This window comes from Streptomyces sp. Sge12 (assembly GCF_002080455.1).
Classification (GTDB): Bacteria; Actinomycetota; Actinomycetes; order Streptomycetales; family Streptomycetaceae; genus Streptomyces.
In genome coordinates this window covers 7,053,340-7,067,256 of the sequence record NZ_CP020555.1, presented here as the reverse complement: position 1 = coordinate 7,067,256, position 13,917 = coordinate 7,053,340, and the positions used below count along the sequence as shown (strand labels likewise).

Annotated in this window: 15 protein-coding genes; 8 read left to right on the top strand and 7 right to left on the bottom strand. The window is 73.8% G+C overall.

What is annotated here, in order from left to right:
• Window positions 1-37: 37 nt before the first annotated feature.
• Window positions 38-526: an SRPBCC family protein gene (locus tag B6R96_RS31590; RefSeq protein ID WP_081524346.1), complete on the top strand. Its 489-nt coding sequence runs from the start codon at window positions 38-40 to the stop codon at window positions 524-526.
• Here B6R96_RS31590 and B6R96_RS31585 read toward each other — a convergent pair.
• The gene (locus B6R96_RS31585; protein WP_081524345.1) at window positions 498-1,301 is read right to left on the bottom strand and encodes a hypothetical protein; all 804 of its coding nucleotides are present in this window, start codon (window positions 1,299-1,301) and stop codon (window positions 498-500) included. The genes B6R96_RS31590 and B6R96_RS31585 overlap by 29 nt on opposite strands.
• Window positions 1,302-1,418: 117 nt before the next feature.
• A complete protein-coding gene (locus B6R96_RS31580; RefSeq protein WP_081524344.1) occupies window positions 1,419-2,573 on the bottom strand; it encodes a PLP-dependent cysteine synthase family protein in 1,155 nt (384 codons plus the stop codon).
• 199 nt (window positions 2,574-2,772) lie between these two features.
• Here B6R96_RS31580 and B6R96_RS31575 point away from each other — a divergent pair, with 199 nt between their 5' ends.
• Window positions 2,773-3,321: an ATP-binding protein gene (locus tag B6R96_RS31575; RefSeq protein WP_081524343.1), complete on the top strand. Its 549-nt coding sequence runs from the start codon at window positions 2,773-2,775 to the stop codon at window positions 3,319-3,321.
• A gap of 54 nt (window positions 3,322-3,375) precedes the next feature.
• On the opposite strand, the gene B6R96_RS31570 is transcribed toward B6R96_RS31575, so the two are convergent.
• Both B6R96_RS31570 and B6R96_RS31565 read right to left on the bottom strand, forming a co-directional pair.
• Complete coding sequence (locus tag B6R96_RS31570) at window positions 3,376-4,656, bottom strand: ROK family protein (protein ID WP_078938018.1); 1,281 nt, start codon at window positions 4,654-4,656, stop codon at window positions 3,376-3,378.
• A gap of 43 nt (window positions 4,657-4,699) precedes the next feature.
• Entirely contained in the window at window positions 4,700-5,359 is a 660-nt protein-coding gene (locus tag B6R96_RS31565; RefSeq protein ID WP_030384298.1) for an alpha-ketoglutarate-dependent dioxygenase AlkB family protein, read from the bottom strand.
• A 39-nt stretch (window positions 5,360-5,398) separates the two neighbouring features.
• On the opposite strand from B6R96_RS31565, the gene B6R96_RS31560 reads away from it, so the two are divergent.
• The 3 genes from B6R96_RS31560 to B6R96_RS31550 all read left to right on the top strand — a co-directional run bounded on the left by B6R96_RS31560 (window position 5,399) and on the right by B6R96_RS31550 (window position 7,178).
• Window positions 5,399-6,142: a maleylpyruvate isomerase family mycothiol-dependent enzyme gene (locus B6R96_RS31560; RefSeq protein ID WP_081524342.1), complete on the top strand. Its 744-nt coding sequence runs from the start codon at window positions 5,399-5,401 to the stop codon at window positions 6,140-6,142.
• Between the two features lie 216 nt (window positions 6,143-6,358).
• Window positions 6,359-6,610 (top strand): DUF6332 family protein, encoded by a 252-nt coding sequence (locus B6R96_RS31555; RefSeq protein ID WP_030384296.1) that lies wholly within the window; start codon window positions 6,359-6,361, stop codon window positions 6,608-6,610.
• A 67-nt stretch (window positions 6,611-6,677) separates the two neighbouring features.
• Window positions 6,678-7,178, top strand: coding sequence for a hypothetical protein (locus B6R96_RS31550; protein ID WP_081524341.1), 501 nt, complete (start codon window positions 6,678-6,680; stop codon window positions 7,176-7,178).
• Window positions 7,179-7,277: 99 nt separating this feature from the next.
• Here B6R96_RS31550 and B6R96_RS31545 read toward each other — a convergent pair whose 3' ends face one another.
• On the bottom strand, window positions 7,278-8,222 hold the full coding sequence (locus B6R96_RS31545) for a spherulation-specific family 4 protein (protein ID WP_081524340.1): 945 nt from the start codon (window positions 8,220-8,222) through the stop codon (window positions 7,278-7,280).
• A 257-nt stretch (window positions 8,223-8,479) separates the two neighbouring features.
• Complete coding sequence (locus tag B6R96_RS31540; protein ID WP_053701550.1) at window positions 8,480-9,178, bottom strand: TetR/AcrR family transcriptional regulator; 699 nt, start codon at window positions 9,176-9,178, stop codon at window positions 8,480-8,482.
• Between the two features lie 159 nt (window positions 9,179-9,337).
• Between B6R96_RS31540 and B6R96_RS31535 the strand changes: the two genes are divergently transcribed.
• Complete coding sequence (locus B6R96_RS31535) at window positions 9,338-9,796, top strand: nitroreductase family deazaflavin-dependent oxidoreductase (RefSeq protein WP_081524339.1); 459 nt, start codon at window positions 9,338-9,340, stop codon at window positions 9,794-9,796.
• 219 nt (window positions 9,797-10,015) lie between these two features.
• Here the strand turns inward: B6R96_RS31535 and B6R96_RS31530 are convergent, their stop codons facing one another.
• A complete protein-coding gene (locus tag B6R96_RS31530; RefSeq protein WP_081524338.1) occupies window positions 10,016-11,233 on the bottom strand; it encodes a geranylgeranyl reductase family protein in 1,218 nt (405 codons plus the stop codon).
• Between the two features lie 337 nt (window positions 11,234-11,570).
• On the opposite strand from B6R96_RS31530, the gene B6R96_RS31525 reads away from it, so the two are divergent.
• Both B6R96_RS31525 and B6R96_RS31520 read left to right on the top strand, forming a co-directional pair.
• Window positions 11,571-12,935, top strand: a complete 1,365-nt coding sequence (locus tag B6R96_RS31525; RefSeq protein ID WP_053171849.1) for a dipeptidase — start codon at window positions 11,571-11,573, stop codon at window positions 12,933-12,935.
• 119 nt (window positions 12,936-13,054) lie between these two features.
• A complete protein-coding gene (locus B6R96_RS31520; protein ID WP_081524337.1) occupies window positions 13,055-13,756 on the top strand; it encodes an MBL fold metallo-hydrolase in 702 nt (233 codons plus the stop codon).
• Window positions 13,757-13,917 lie beyond the last annotated feature (161 nt).

Sequence of the window (13,917 nt, the reverse complement as noted above, 5' to 3'; positions counted from 1 at the left end):
CACACGCGTTCAGGTCACCGTCCCAGGGGGTACCGCCATGGCTCGCCGACTCCGCCCGGTGGGGCTGGACTTCATCGACGACGCGCCGGTACGGCTGGTCTTCGACGCCGGTACCACGGCGCCTCCCGAAGCCGTCTACCACGCACTCGCCGAGGAGGTGGCGGGCTGGCCCGCCTGGTTCGGCGCGGTGACCCTGGCCCGCCCCACGCACGGGGGCGCGGGCCGCGAGGTCAGGCTGCGGGGCGGGGTGCGCTTCCAGGAGACCGTCATGGCCGCCGATCCCGGGCAGCGGTACGCGTACCGGGTCGACACCACCAACGCTCCCGGGGTGCGCGCCCTGTTGGAGGAGTGGCGGCTGGCACCGGCCGGGTCCGGCACGCACGTGCGCTGGACCTTCGCCGCGGACGGGCCGACCGCGTTCCGCCTCGGCCTCGCGGCCGCCCGCCCGGGTCTGGGGCACTCCTTCCGCACGGCGGTCCGGGCGCTGGACCGCAGGCTCACCGCCCGGCGCGGGGCCGATCAGTAGCCGGATCCACCGTGGCCCCGGACACCCGGTACACCTCGGCCAGTTCTCCGTAGCCGCCCGCACTCCAGACGGCCTCGCGGAACTCCTGCAGCGTCATCCCCGGCCCGGCGGCGAAGTGGACCACCGCGCAGCGTGCGCAGCACCAGCCACGGGACCAGACGTCCTCGGCGGCGACCCGGCCGGCCGCCGTCCGCGCCCGGAACGCCCGCTGCGTGCGCGCGGCCGCCACGATCAGCAAGGCCGCCCCCAGCAGGGCGAACGCCGAGATCCAGCCCAGGAACAGGAGCTCGGGCCCCGGGCCCGGCGGGGCGGGCACGGTACTGCCCCAGGTCCCGGCCGACCACTGGTCCTGCGTGCCCCCGGGCGCTCCGGCGAACCGGTTCCCGGCCAGCGCACTGCCGATGAACGTACCGATCGACACCAGGACGAGCAGCACGCCCAGCACGGTGCGACCGGAGGTCTCCGGGGGCGGCGGGGCCGGGGCCAGCGCGTCGGCCAGCCGCGGGACGATCTCGCGGACGCCGCCGGTGCGCCGGTCGCCGTCGCCGGTCTCCTCGTGGAGGCGGCGCTGCCCGCCGAGACAGACGGCGGGGACGGCGCGGACCTCGTCGCAGCGGCGGCAGCTCGGGCACTCCAGCGGGGATCCCCCACTGTCGGCCGGACTCTCGGCCGGGTTCTCGGCCGGGTTCTCGGCGCCGGGCCGGTCGCCCGGACCGGTGGTCCGGGCCCGTGTGCGCGCGTCCCGCTCGGGTCTGCTGTATTCGATGCCCGCCATGCTTCCCCCCGGCCGCCCGCGCTCCGAATCCGCCGAGCGTAGCCAGGCAACTCCCTTGTCACCACGGTGTTTTCGTGACGGGCCCCTCACGGCGACGGGATGTCAGGCGGCGGGGTGTCAGGCGGCGGGCTCGCGCCAGACACCCGTCGTCAGCAGCGTGTCGAGGGTCTTCGCGTACGGGGCGATGTCGAGCCGCTGCGCCGCCAGCCACTCGTCGGAGTAGTACTTGTCCAGGTAGCGGTCGCCCGGGTCGCACAGCAGGGTGACGACGCTGCCCGTGCGGCCCTCCGCCACCATCTCCGAGATGATCTTCAGGGCGCTCCACAGGCCGGTGCCGGTCGAGCCGCCCGCCTTGCGCCCTATGGCCGTCTCCAGGGCGCGGCACGCGGCGACGCTCGCCGCGTCCGGGACCTTCATCATCCGGTCGATGGCCCCGGGCACGAAGCTCGGCTCCATCCGCGGCCGGCCGATGCCCTCGATGCGGGAGCCGCAATCGCTGCTCGCCCCGGGGTCGTTGTTGGTCCAGCCTTCGAAGAAACAGGAGTTCTCCGGGTCCGGGACGCAGATGCGGGTGTCGTGCTGCATGTAGTGCACGTAGCGCGCGATGGTCGCCGAGGTACCGCCGGTGCCCGCGGTCGCCACGATCCAGGCGGGCTCGGGGTAGCGCTCCAGGCGCAGCTGCTGGTACATCGATTCGGCGATGTTGTTGTTGCCGCGCCAGTCGGTGGCGCGCTCCGCGTACGTGAACTGGTCCATGTAGTGCCCGCCCGTCCGGGCGGCGAGCTCGGCGGACTCCTCGTACATCTTCATCGGGTCGTCCACGAAGTGGCATTCACCGCCGTGGAATTCGATGAGGCGGCACTTCTCCGGGCTGGTCGTGCGCGGCATGACGGCGATGAAGGGGACGCCGATCAGCTTGGCGAAGTACGCCTCGGAGACGGCGGTGGAGCCGGAGGAGGCCTCGATGACCGGGCGTCCGGGGCGGACCCAGCCGTTGCAGAGCGCGTACAGGAAGAGCGAGCGCGCGAGGCGGTGCTTCAGGGAGCCCGTCGGGTGCGTGGACTCGTCCTTGAGGTAGAGGTCGATCCCCCACTCCTCGGGGAGCGGGAAGCGCAGCAGGTGGGTGTCGGCGGAGCGGTTGGCATCGGCCTGGACCTTGCGGACGGCCTCCTTCAGCCAGGCACGGTAGTCCGCGTCGCTGCGATCGACGTCGACGGTCGTGGCAGTCGTACCGGAGGTACCGGTGGTTCTGGTAGTGCCGGTGGTGCTCATGTGCCGCGCTCCTTCGTGGGTGAACTTCGCCCCCCTTCTTGGCAATGTACCTCTCCCACCTGCACAAACGTTCGCTTTGGGGATCCATGCGAATCCCTTTCGATCGCGTTCGGTTGCACTGTGCGGCACCGTGGGTGACCCTGGTGGAGCATTACCGAGGGTGCAGCACCCGTAACACTCATGTCGGGGAGTCGCAGCCGTGATCACTCATTCCCGCAGGCACTGCGTCGTCGAACTGCAGGCCTTGCCGTCGCGGATCGGCCAAATCCGCAGAATCGTTTCTGCACAACTGCGCCACTGGGAGCTCGACCCGCTCATAGACCGGGCTGCGCTCGGCGTGACGGAACTGCTCAGCAACGTCCACCGCCACGCGCAGCCGGACAAGACCTGCACCGTGGAGATCGAACTCCGGCTCGGGCGGCTGACGGTCTCGGTCATCGACAGCGATCCACGGCTGCCGGTCGTCCACGAGACGCGGGCGGAGGCCCTGGAGACCTGCGGACGCGGGCTCGCCCTCGTAGCGGCCCTCAGCGAGGCCTGGGGGGCGCGCGAGCGGCCCGACGGACCCGGCAAGGCGGTGTGGTTCTCGCTCACGGCGGCCCCGGCCCCGGTGGAACGGGCCCGGCCGGTCCCGATCAGGACCACGCCCGTACGGGAACCCGCGCGTGCGGTGCTCCTGGCCGTCGACCCGGCGCCCACGGCGGCAGGCCTCCCGGTGGCATCGCCGGTCGGCGCCCGGCCCGGGTGACCGACCGCCGGCCACCACGGGCCGGGCCGATCGGCAGGATCGGCAGGACGCCGCCTAGGCGAGGGCTCCCAGCGGGTCGTCGAGCACCGGCTGCCACGCCAGTTCCGCCGCACCGACCAGGCTGTTGTGGTCGAGGGTGCACGGCAGGATGGGCACCCCGCCGCTGCGCCCCCACAGGCTGCGGTCCGCGACCACCGCGCGCAGCCGCTCCGGGTCGGCGTGCAGCAGTTCCCGGTGCAGCCCGCCCAGGATGATCCGGTCCGGATTGAGGATGTTCACCAGGCCCGCGAGGCCGAGGCCGAGCCGGTCGATCAGCTCCTGCGTGGCCGCCCGTACCGCCGGTTCCGCGGGTTCCTCGCGCAGCAGGTCGCGGGCCTGCTGCAGCAGTGACACCTCGGGGCCGGGACTGCGGCCCGCCGCGGTGAGGAAGGCCAGCGGGTCCGCCTCCACGTCCAGGCAGCCGCGGCTGCCGCAGTGGCAGGCCCGCCCCTCGGGGTTCACGGTGAGGTGGCCGACCTCCAGGGCCAGGCCCGAACTCCCGCTGTGCAGGCGGCCGTCCAGCACCAGCGCGCCACCGACCCCGCGGTGCCCGGTGGCCACGCACAGCAGGTGCTGGGCGCTGCGCCCCGCGCCGTGCCGGTGCTCGGCCAGGGCCGCGAGGTTGACGTCGTTGCCGGTGAGGGCCGGGCCGTCGATCCCGGCCGCCTTCACGCACTCCGCGAAGATGGCCCGCACGGGAGAGCCGGCCGGCCAGGCCAGGTGCAGCGGGTTCAGCGCCGTGCCGTCCGGTTCCGCGACCGCCGAGGGGACCGCGAGCCCCGCGCCGACGCAGCGGCGGCCGCTCTGTTCGAGCAGGGCCGCGCCCGCCTCCACCACCGCGCCGAGCACCTGCGCCGGGTCGGCGGAAACGGTGACCTTACCAGGGGCGGTGGCCACGATCCGCCCGCCGAGGCCGACCAGGGCCGCGCGGAAGCCGTCCGAGTGCACCTGGGCGGCCAGCGCCACCGGGCCGTCCTCGGCCACCGAGAGCCGGTGCGAGGGCCGGCCCTGGGCGCCGCCGGTCCCTCCGGCACCTCCGGGACGGGAATCGACGCGGATCAGACCGAGCGCCTCCAGCTCCGCGGCGACGGCTCCTGCGGTGGCGCGGGTGACTCCGAGCTCGGCCGTCAGGACGGCCCGGGTCGGGGCGCGGCCGGTGTGCACGAGCTCCAGCGCCGGCCCGAGCGCGCCGCGACCCCGCTCCAGTCTGGTCCGCGCAGCCGCTCCGGACGCGGATGACGTGGCGGATGACGTGGTCGCATCCCCCACCTGCGGCGGGGCCCCGTTGCCGTTCATGGCATCGATCCTCGCATGATCGGGGCACGCCGGGCGCCGCCCCTCAGCCCAGCCCGCCGACCCGGAGTGTGATGTTCAACCGCCCGGTCAGTCCGAGGTCGCGCGGGCCGGTGCCCGGCAGGACCTTCGGTACCCCGTGGTACGCCGGTCGGCTCGGCCCCCCGAAGACGAAGAGGTCCCCGCTGCGCAGCTCGACGTCCCGGTACGGACGCCCGCGCGAGGCCGTGTTCCCGAAGCGGAAGACGCAGGTGTCGCCGAGGCTGAGGGAGACCACGGGCGCGGTGGACCGCTCCTCGGCGTCGCGGTGCATGCCCATGCGGGAGTCGCCGTCGTAGAAGTTGATCAGCGCGATGTCGTAGGCCGCGTCCGGTCCGGGCTCGGGCGGGGCGCCGTACGCGGCGGCCACGGCCTCCCGCCCCAGTTCGGCGAGCCACGGCGGCATCGGCTTGACCGGCTCCCCGTCGCCGTCGACGGCCGTGCGCGCGTAGCCGTACGGGTACCAGTGCAGCCCGAGGCACACCTGGCGCGCGGTCATCACCCCGCCTCCGGGGGTGCGTACGGTGCGCAGGCCCGCGGGCGGTCGCGCCCACGCCCGGCAGGCCGCCAGCAACTCGCCCTGCCGAGCGGCCCCGAGCCAGTCGGGCACGTGCACGGCGCCGGGGGCGATCACGGTCCGCTCGCGCGGGAAGAGTTCCCCGTCCATGCTCTCCATTGTCGCGGGCCGGCTGATAAGACTCGCGGTATGGAGATCACCGAACATGTGCAGGCCCTCGCGCACGAAGGCGAGCTGCTCGCCGAGGCCGCCGAACGCGCCGGTACGGACGCAGCGGTTCCCACCTGTCCGGGGTGGCGTGTCACCGACCTGTTGCGGCACACCGGCTCGGTGCACCGCTGGGCGACCGCGTACGTGGCGGAGCGGCGGCTGGAGCCGGTGGGCTTCCCGGACGCGCCGGAGCTGGTCGGCGGCGAGCTGCTGGAGTGGTTCCGGGAGGGCCATGCGGACCTGGTGCGCGCCCTGACCGGGGCCCCGGCCGACGTGCACTGCTGGACCTTCCTCCCGACGGCTCCGCCCTCGCCGGTGGCGTTCTGGGCCCGGCGGCAGGCCCATGAAACGGCCGTGCACCGGATGGACGCGGAGTCCGCGCTCGAGGTGGTGTTCTCGGCGGTCGAGCCGGAATTCGCGGAGGACGGGGTGGACGAGCTGCTCACCGGCTTCCACGCCCGGCCGCGGAGCCGGGTGCGGACCGCCGAGCCGAAGGTGGTGCGGGTGCGGGCCGCCGACACGGGAGCGGTGTGGACCGTCCACCTGTCGGCGGCGCCGGCCCGTACGGTGCAGGGCGACACGGGCGAGCCGGCGGACTGCGAGCTGACCGGCGAGGCGGCCTGGCTGTACGAGGCCCTGTGGAACCGGGTTCCGCTGGCCGGCCCGGGGGTCACGGGCGACCAGGCGCTGGCGCGGCTGTGGACGGAGACGGCCGGAATCTGACCGTTGCGGGGGCGGGGTCGGGTGCGCGCGGCGAGTCCGGTGCGCGCGGCGGGTCGGGCGGTCCCGGCGGTTCGCCGCGCGGCGGGTTCGACGGTCCGGCGGGTTCGACGGTCCGGCGGGTTCGGCGGGTTCGGCGCGGCGCGGGTACGCCCGGTGCGCGGCGGTTGTGCGCGGGGACCCCTTGTGACGGACCGTGCGCGCTGTGACACTGCACGCATGGAGCGACGTACACAGGCGGACCGGGACGCCATCACCATCGAGATCGGCTACGCCTTCGTCAGCGCCTGCTTCGCGGCCGCCCTGGCCTTCGGCGCGGTGTACGGGCCCGTGCTCGCGTTCTCCCTCTCCCCGTCGACGGGCCGGATCCTGGCCGTGGCGGGCGGGATTCTGGCGGCGGTGGTGTTCCTGCTCCGGGTCACCCATGTGCTGCTCGGCTTCGCGCGGCGCCCGGAGAACGACGGCGCATGACCCTCGACATGGGCATGACGAGCAACAGCCGTTAGGGTCGGACCCTCAACGATCACGGGGGTAGACGATGGTGTTCGGTTCGGCAGTCCGCGGCGCGGCGGTCCTCGCGGTGGTGCTGGCGGGGTTCGCCGTCTCCTGCGACGCGGAGCCGGCCGCGCCGGCCGCCGTGTCCGCCCCGGCCGACGGCGGCGCCCTGGGCCCGTCGGACCCGAGCCCGTCGGCGCCCTCGCCGACCGGTGCGCCGACGCTCCCCGGCTCCCGCCCCGAACTGGTCCGGGACGCCTTCGCGGGGCTCCAGGCGACGCTCGACGACTCCTGCACGCCGGGCAACTGCGCGTACACCCTCGGCCGGCTCGACGCGGAACTCCACCGCATGGACCGCGCGATGAAGGCCGACCCGAAGGGCCCGGGCCACTTCCCCGAGCCGATCGCCCTGATCGCGAAGCTCGACGGGGAACTCGGCGGCGACCGGAGCACCCCGAACCTGGAGAAGCACAAGGCCCTGCTGATCGGCACCCGCGACAAGATCAACACCTGGATGCAGGGTCACCCCGACGACTACCGCTGACCCTCGGCGAACCGCGTCCTCACCGACGCCGAGCGCGCCGCGCCGGAGCCGGCGGAGCCGGGCGCCCGTATCGCGGACGCAGCGGGCGGGGCCTGTGTCTCAGCCGAGGGTGGCCGCGTACGTGGTCTGGGTGCGGTACTTCCAAGTCGGGCCCGCGTTCCAGGGGTTGGGCATGATCGTGCTGGTCGCGTACGCGTAGCCCGCGCCGCGCTCGAAGGCCGTCCGCAGGGTCGCGCGCATCGCGCCGGCGTCGGGGACGTCGTGGACCAGGTGCCAGAACGCCGTACCGCTCGGGTCGAGTTCGGTGCCCGCCCGGTAGCCGGAGAGGTGGTCGAAGACGTTGCCGCCGAGCCAGCCGCCGCCGGTGTAGGCGGCGTAGGTGTCCTCGAACGTGACGAAGATGTCCGCGGTGCGGTGGCCGGGCTCCAGGTAGCAGTCGGCTATGGCGGTGCCGGGGTTGTTGACGACCAGGTCGGGGGCGGCCGGGTCGATGTCGTCCATGAGCTCCTGGACATAGCGGCGCAGCTCCGCGTAGTAGTCGCGGGTGGCGTTGGCGGGGCCGCAGTCGCGGCTGACGACGTCGAAGAAGATGCCGTCGACGTGGAGGCGGCCGTCGGCGGTCTTGAGGTAGTTGTCGACGGAGGCCTTGGCCGCGGCGATGTCGCGGTTGCCGTGGTCGGTGTGGACGTAGCCCAGCACCCGGGTCTTCTCGCCGGTGGAGGTGGTACGGGCGCGCAGGGCGTCGGCGCGGGAGCGCCAGGGGCCGTCGAACGGGGAGTCGCCGTTCCCCGGGTTCAGCACGACCACCGAGGGCGCCGGGGCGGTGGCGGTGAGATCGGTCAGCATGGGGTCGTTCGCCCAGACGTACGCGGGGACGCCGATCTCCAGACCTCGTACGCCCGGCGGCCGGGGGGTCGGGGGCGGGGTGGGCTCCGGGGCGGCCGCCGGGGGTGCGTCGCGGGCCGCGGCGATGATGGCCGGCGCCGACGCGACCAGTAACGCGGTGACCAGGGCGGCGTACAAGGCCTTCACGGCGCGGGGCATGAACGTTCCTCCGGCGGCGGCGAGGGGGGCGACCCGAGGAACACTAGACGGGCGGCACGTCGTTCAAGGCTGAACCGCCCGCATTCGTATGAGGAACAGAAGAGCGAGCCATCCCCTCATCATGTGAATCTTCCGGATCCCCGGGAGGATCGGCGCCCCCGCCCGGTCGCCGTCGGGCCGCCACACGGTCGCCGTCAGTTCGCCGTCAGTTCGCCGTACGGTCACCCTCGGGCCGGTATGCGGTCGGCGCGGGGCCGTCACACGGCGGGCAGCCCGACCCCGTGCGCCAGTTGGTCGGCGGCGTGCGCGAAGAAGGCGGCGCGGTCCTCGACGACCCGGTTGAACTGGCCGAACAGCTCGAAGGAGACCAGCCCGACCAACTGGGCCCAGGCGGCGACCAGGGCCGCGGTGACCGCCGGGGGCAGGCCCTCGGCGAAGTCGGCGGTCATCCGGTCGGCCTCGGCGCGCAGGGCGGGCGGCAGCGGCGGGAGGGCGAGGCCGGGTCCCTCGTAGGCGGCGCGGAGGATGCCGATGAAGGCGTTGCCGACGCGGGAGGCCGGGCCCACGGTGTCGACGGGGGCGATGTAGCCGGGAACGGGGGAACCGTAGATGAGGGCGTACTCGTGCGGGTGCTCCAGCGCCCAGGCGCGGACGGCCCCGCAGACGGCGGTCCAGCGGGCGCGGGGCGGGGCCCCGGCGGCGCGCGCGCCGGCGTCGGCTTCCTCGGCCGCCGCGCCGACGCTGTCGTACGCGTCGATGATGAGAGCGGTGAGGAGGTCGTCCCGACTGGGGAAGTAGCGGTAGAGGGCGGAGGACACCATGCCCAGCTCGCGGGCGACGGCACGCAGGGAGAGTTTGGCGGCGCCCTCGGCGGCGAGCATGCGGCGCGCCTCGTCCTTGATGGCGGCGGTGACCTCGATGCGGGCCCGCTCCCTGGCCCCTCGCACGGTGTTCATGCGGGCCAGTCTGCCATGCGAGCGGAGCACTGCACAGAAAGCGGACTGGCGCTCTAATTCGAGAGCAGTGCTCTTGCTTTGGTGCACCGCTCCGTGCACACTCATTCTCATGAGCGAGAGCAGTGCTCTCTCAACGAAGAAGGCGGCCCGGAGGTCACCATGAACGCGCCCACCCCGTACTACGTCCAGGCCAGCCCGTTCGCGACCCGCTTCAACGCCCTCTTCGGCAGGCTGGCCCGCTTCGGGATCAGCCTCGCGGGCACCGCCGAGCTGTCGGTCCGCGGCCGCAAGTCAGGCCAGATGCAGCGAATCCCGGTCAATCCGCACACCTTCGAGGGCGCCCAGTACCTGGTCTCGGCCCGCGGCCACTCCCAGTGGGTGCGGAACATGCGCGTGGCGGGCGGAGGCGAGCTGCGCGTGGGGCGCAAGGTGCGTGCGTTCACGGTCACCGAGGTCACCGACCCCGTGGAGCAGGCCCGGATCCTGCGCGCCTACCTGGAGAAGTGGGGCTGGGAGGTCAACCGGTTCTTCCAGGGGGTCACCGCCAAGTCCTCCGACGCCGACCTCCGGGCGGCCGCCGCCGACCACCCGGTCTTCCGGATCACAGTCGCCCACTGACCCCGTCGGGCGGCCGAGCGGCCGGCGGGCCGACCCCTTCGGAGCTGCGGCCGGGCCCGCCGCGTCCGGTGCGGTGCCCGGCACGGCGGAGGGGTGCCCGAGTACTGGACGTACTCGGGCACCCCTACAGCGCGGCCCGGTGCGGTCCCGGCCGCCGCGGTCCGGCGGGATCCGACCGGGACCGCCCGGTCCCTGCCGCCGCAGGCCGCCCGGTCCCGCCTAGTCCCGGCCGGCGCGGGCCGCCGTCTGCCTGGCGTCCAGCATGTGCAGCGCCCTGCGGGCCAGCGGGTGCGTCCGTACCAGGTCCGCCAGTGTCGTCGAGCCCCGCGTGATCCGGGCGAACGCCCGCCACGCCGGACCGAAACCGGTGATCACCGCGTGCAGCACCCCCGGCCGGGCCTCGAAGACGGTCAGCATCCGCTTGCCGACCCCCATCTCCACGCCCAGCCCGGCCTTCACCGCGAAGGCGTAGTTGAGGGCCTGGCGGCGCGCGTCCACCGCGTCCTGCGCCTCGGAGATCTTCACCGCCCACTCCCCCGCCAGCCGCCCCGAGCGCAGCGCGAAGGAGATGCCCTCCCGGGTCCACGGCTCCAGCAGTCCGGCCGCGTCGCCCGCCACCAGCACCCGGCCGCGCGAGAGCGGCGAGTCGGGCTTGCGGCAGCGGGTCAGGTGCCCGGAGGAGACGGCCGGTTCGAAGCCGGCGAGCCCGAGCCGGGCGATGAAGTCGTCCAAGTAGCGCTTGGTCGCGGCGCCCTCGCCCTTGGCCGAGATGACGCCGACGGTGAGGGTGTCCCCCTTGGGGAAGACCCAGCCGTAACTGCCGGGCAGCGGACCCCAGTCGATGAGGACTCGCCCCTTCCAGTCCTCCGCGACCGTCTCGGGGACGGGGATCTCCGCCTCCAGGCCGAGGTCCACCTGGTCCATCTCCACCCCGACGTGCGCGCCGATGCGGCTCGCGCTGCCGTCCGCGCCGACCACCGCACGGGCCAGCACGGTCTCCCCGTCGGCGAGCACCACGGCGACGGTGCGCCGGTCGGGCACGGCCGCCCCGTGCTGTTCGACGCGGGTCACGGCCGTACCCGTACGGACGGTCGCACCGGCCTTCTCCGCCGCGGCCACCAGACCGGCGTCGAATTCCGGGCGGTTGATGAGCCCGAAGAGCATGTGCTTCGAGCGCCGGGTGCGGGTCAGTTTCCCGTCCATCGAAAAGGTGACCGCGTGGATGCGGTCCTTGAGGGGCAGCACGAAGCCCGGCGGCAGGGCGTCGCGCGAGGGGCCGATGATGCCGCCGCCGCAGGTCTTGTAGCGGGGCAGTTCGGCCTTCTCCAGCAGCAGGACGCGCCGCCCGGCCGTCGCCGCCGCGTACGCGGCCGATGACCCGGCCGGTCCGGCTCCGACCACGACCACGTCCCACACTTCGCCGGTCTCCCCGGCCACCTCGTCGCCCGCCCCCTGCGCGTCCTGCCCCGTGCCCGTGCCCACGCCTGCGTCTGCGCCCGCGTCCGCGCCCGCCTCTGCATCCACGCCCGCCTCCACGCCTGCCTCTGCACCCGCGTCTGCACCTGCGTCGCGTACGTCGTCGTCGCTGCTCACGATGTGTTGCTGCTCCTGATCACCCGGTTGCTCCGATGCCGGGGAAATCCTACGGCGAGAGACCGCCCCGCCCCGCTGTGCGAGGATCAAGACTGTCTTTCGCCACGCCCGGCATACGCATACCCCGCGGATGCGGGCGGCGTACACGGAGAACAACGTCGCACCCAAAAGGAGCGTGCCCATGTCCCAGAATCCGATCGCCGAGACCATCGCCTCGCTGATGCCCCGCGCCAAGCAGGAGCTGACCGAGCTGGTGGCCTTCCAGTCGGTGGCGGACTGGGCGCAGTTCCCCAAGAGCGAGAGCGAGGCCGCCGCGAACTGGGTGGCGGACGCCCTGCGCGTCGAGGGCTTCCAGGACGTGGCGCTGCTCGACACCCCGGACGGCACCCAGTCGGTCTACGGCTTCCTGCCCGGCCCCGCGGGCGCGCCGACCGTTCTGCTCTACGCGCACTACGACGTCCAGCCGCCGCTCGACGACGCCGCCTGGATCTCCCCCGCCTTCGAGCTGACCGAGCGCGACGGCCGCTGGTACGGGCGCGGCTCGGCCGACTGCAAGGGCGGGTTCATCATGCACCTGCTGGCGCTGCGCGCGCTGAAGGCCAACGGCGGCGTCCCTGTGAGCGTGAAGGTGATCGTCGAGGGCTCGGAGGAGCAGGGCACCGGCGGCCTCCAGCAGTACGCCGAGGCGCACCCGGAGCTGCTGACCGCCGACACCATCGTCATCGGTGACGCGGGGAACTTCCGGCTCGGCCTGCCGACGGTGACGGCCACCCTGCGCGGCATGTGCCTGCTCAAGGTGAAGATCGACACGCTGGGCGGCAACCTGCACTCGGGCATGTTCGGCGGTGCCGCGCCCGACGCGCTGGCCGCGCTGATCCGCGTACTCGACTCGCTGCGCGCGGCGGACGGTTCGACGACCGTGGACGGGCTCGCCTCGGACGCGGTGTGGGAGGGCCTCCAGTACCCGGAGGCGGACTTCCGCGCCGACGCGAAGGTCCTGGACGGTGTCGGGCTCATCGGTGAGGGCACGATCGCCGACCGGCTGTGGGCCCGTCCGGCGGTCACGGTCCTCGGCATCGACTGCCCGCCGGTGGTCGGCGCGACGCCGTCGGTGCACGCGAGCGCCGGCGCGCTGATCAGCCTGCGGGTCCCGCCGGGTGTGGACACCGCCGAGGCCATCAAGCTGTTCCAGGCCCACCTGGAGGCGCACACCCCGTGGCAGGCGCGCCTCGAACTCGAGGTCGTCGGCCAGGGCCAGCCGTTCCAGGCGGACACCGACAGCCCGGCGTACGCGTCGATGCGTACGGCTCTGGAGGCCGCGTACCCCGGCGAGGAGATGCAGATCAGCGGCATGGGCGGGTCGATCCCGCTGTGCAACACGCTGACCTCCCTCTACCCGGACGCGGAGATGCTGCTGATCGGGCTGAGCGAGCCCGAGGCGCAGATCCACGCGGTCAACGAGAGCGTGTCGCCGCAGGAGCTGGAGCGCCTGTCGGTGGCGGAGGCCCTCTTCCTCGTCAATTACGCGGAGTCCAAGCGCGCCTGACCCCTGCCGGGGGTGTGTCGGCCGCATCGTGTACGCCCGGGGCGCAGTGCGCCCTGGGCGTACTGCGCTCCCGGTGAACGCGGCGGGGTGCGGGGACCGGGCGTCCGTACGTTGGCCGTATGGATCTTGTCGAAGTACTCGCGAACCGGCTCCACATGCTCCGTTTCCCCATCGGCCAGGCCTACCTCTGGCAGGACGGGGAAGCCCTCACCCTGATCGACGCGGGCCGTGCCGGGTCCGCCGCCGAGATCGAGCGGGCGATACGTTCCCTCGGGCGGGCGCCCGAGCAGCTGGAGCGGATCGTCCTCACCCACTGCCACCGCGACCACGTCGGTGCCGCCGGCGAACTCGCCGCCCGCTGGGGCGCGCGGGTGCTGGCGCACCGCCTGGACGCACCGGTGATCCGGGGCGAGCTGCCCGTGCCCGAACCGGTGCTGCTGGACTGGGAGATCCCGCTGTACGCGCACGGCCTGACCGTCCCCGAGGCGCCGCCCACCCGGGTCGACCGCGAGCTGGAGGACGGGGACGACCTGGGCTTCGGGGACGGGGCGTACGTCGTGCACGCCCCGGGCCACACGGACGGCAGCATCGGGATCCACCTCCCGCGCCACGGCGTGCTGTTCACCGGCGACTGCGTGGCGGCCGTGGGCCCGCTGATGCTGGGCGTGTTCAACGTCGACCGCGCCCGGGCCATCGCCGCCTTCGGCCGCCTGGCCTCGCTCGCCCCCTCGATCGCGTGCTTCGGCCACGGCGACCCCCTGACGGAGAACACGGCACAGGCCCTCGCGAAGGCGGCGACCGAGGCGGCCACCACCGGCTGAGACCGTGCGCGTCCCGGCCGTTCCCTGGCGGGTCGGACCGGCGCCGATGCCTTCCCGGTGCGGTGCCGGAGGTTCATGCGCTCGGTGACGCGGCGCACGCGATGACCCCGGCCCTCGGGCAGGGCGACGGCCGGACGCTGGAGGGCGCGGCCGCCCGGCCC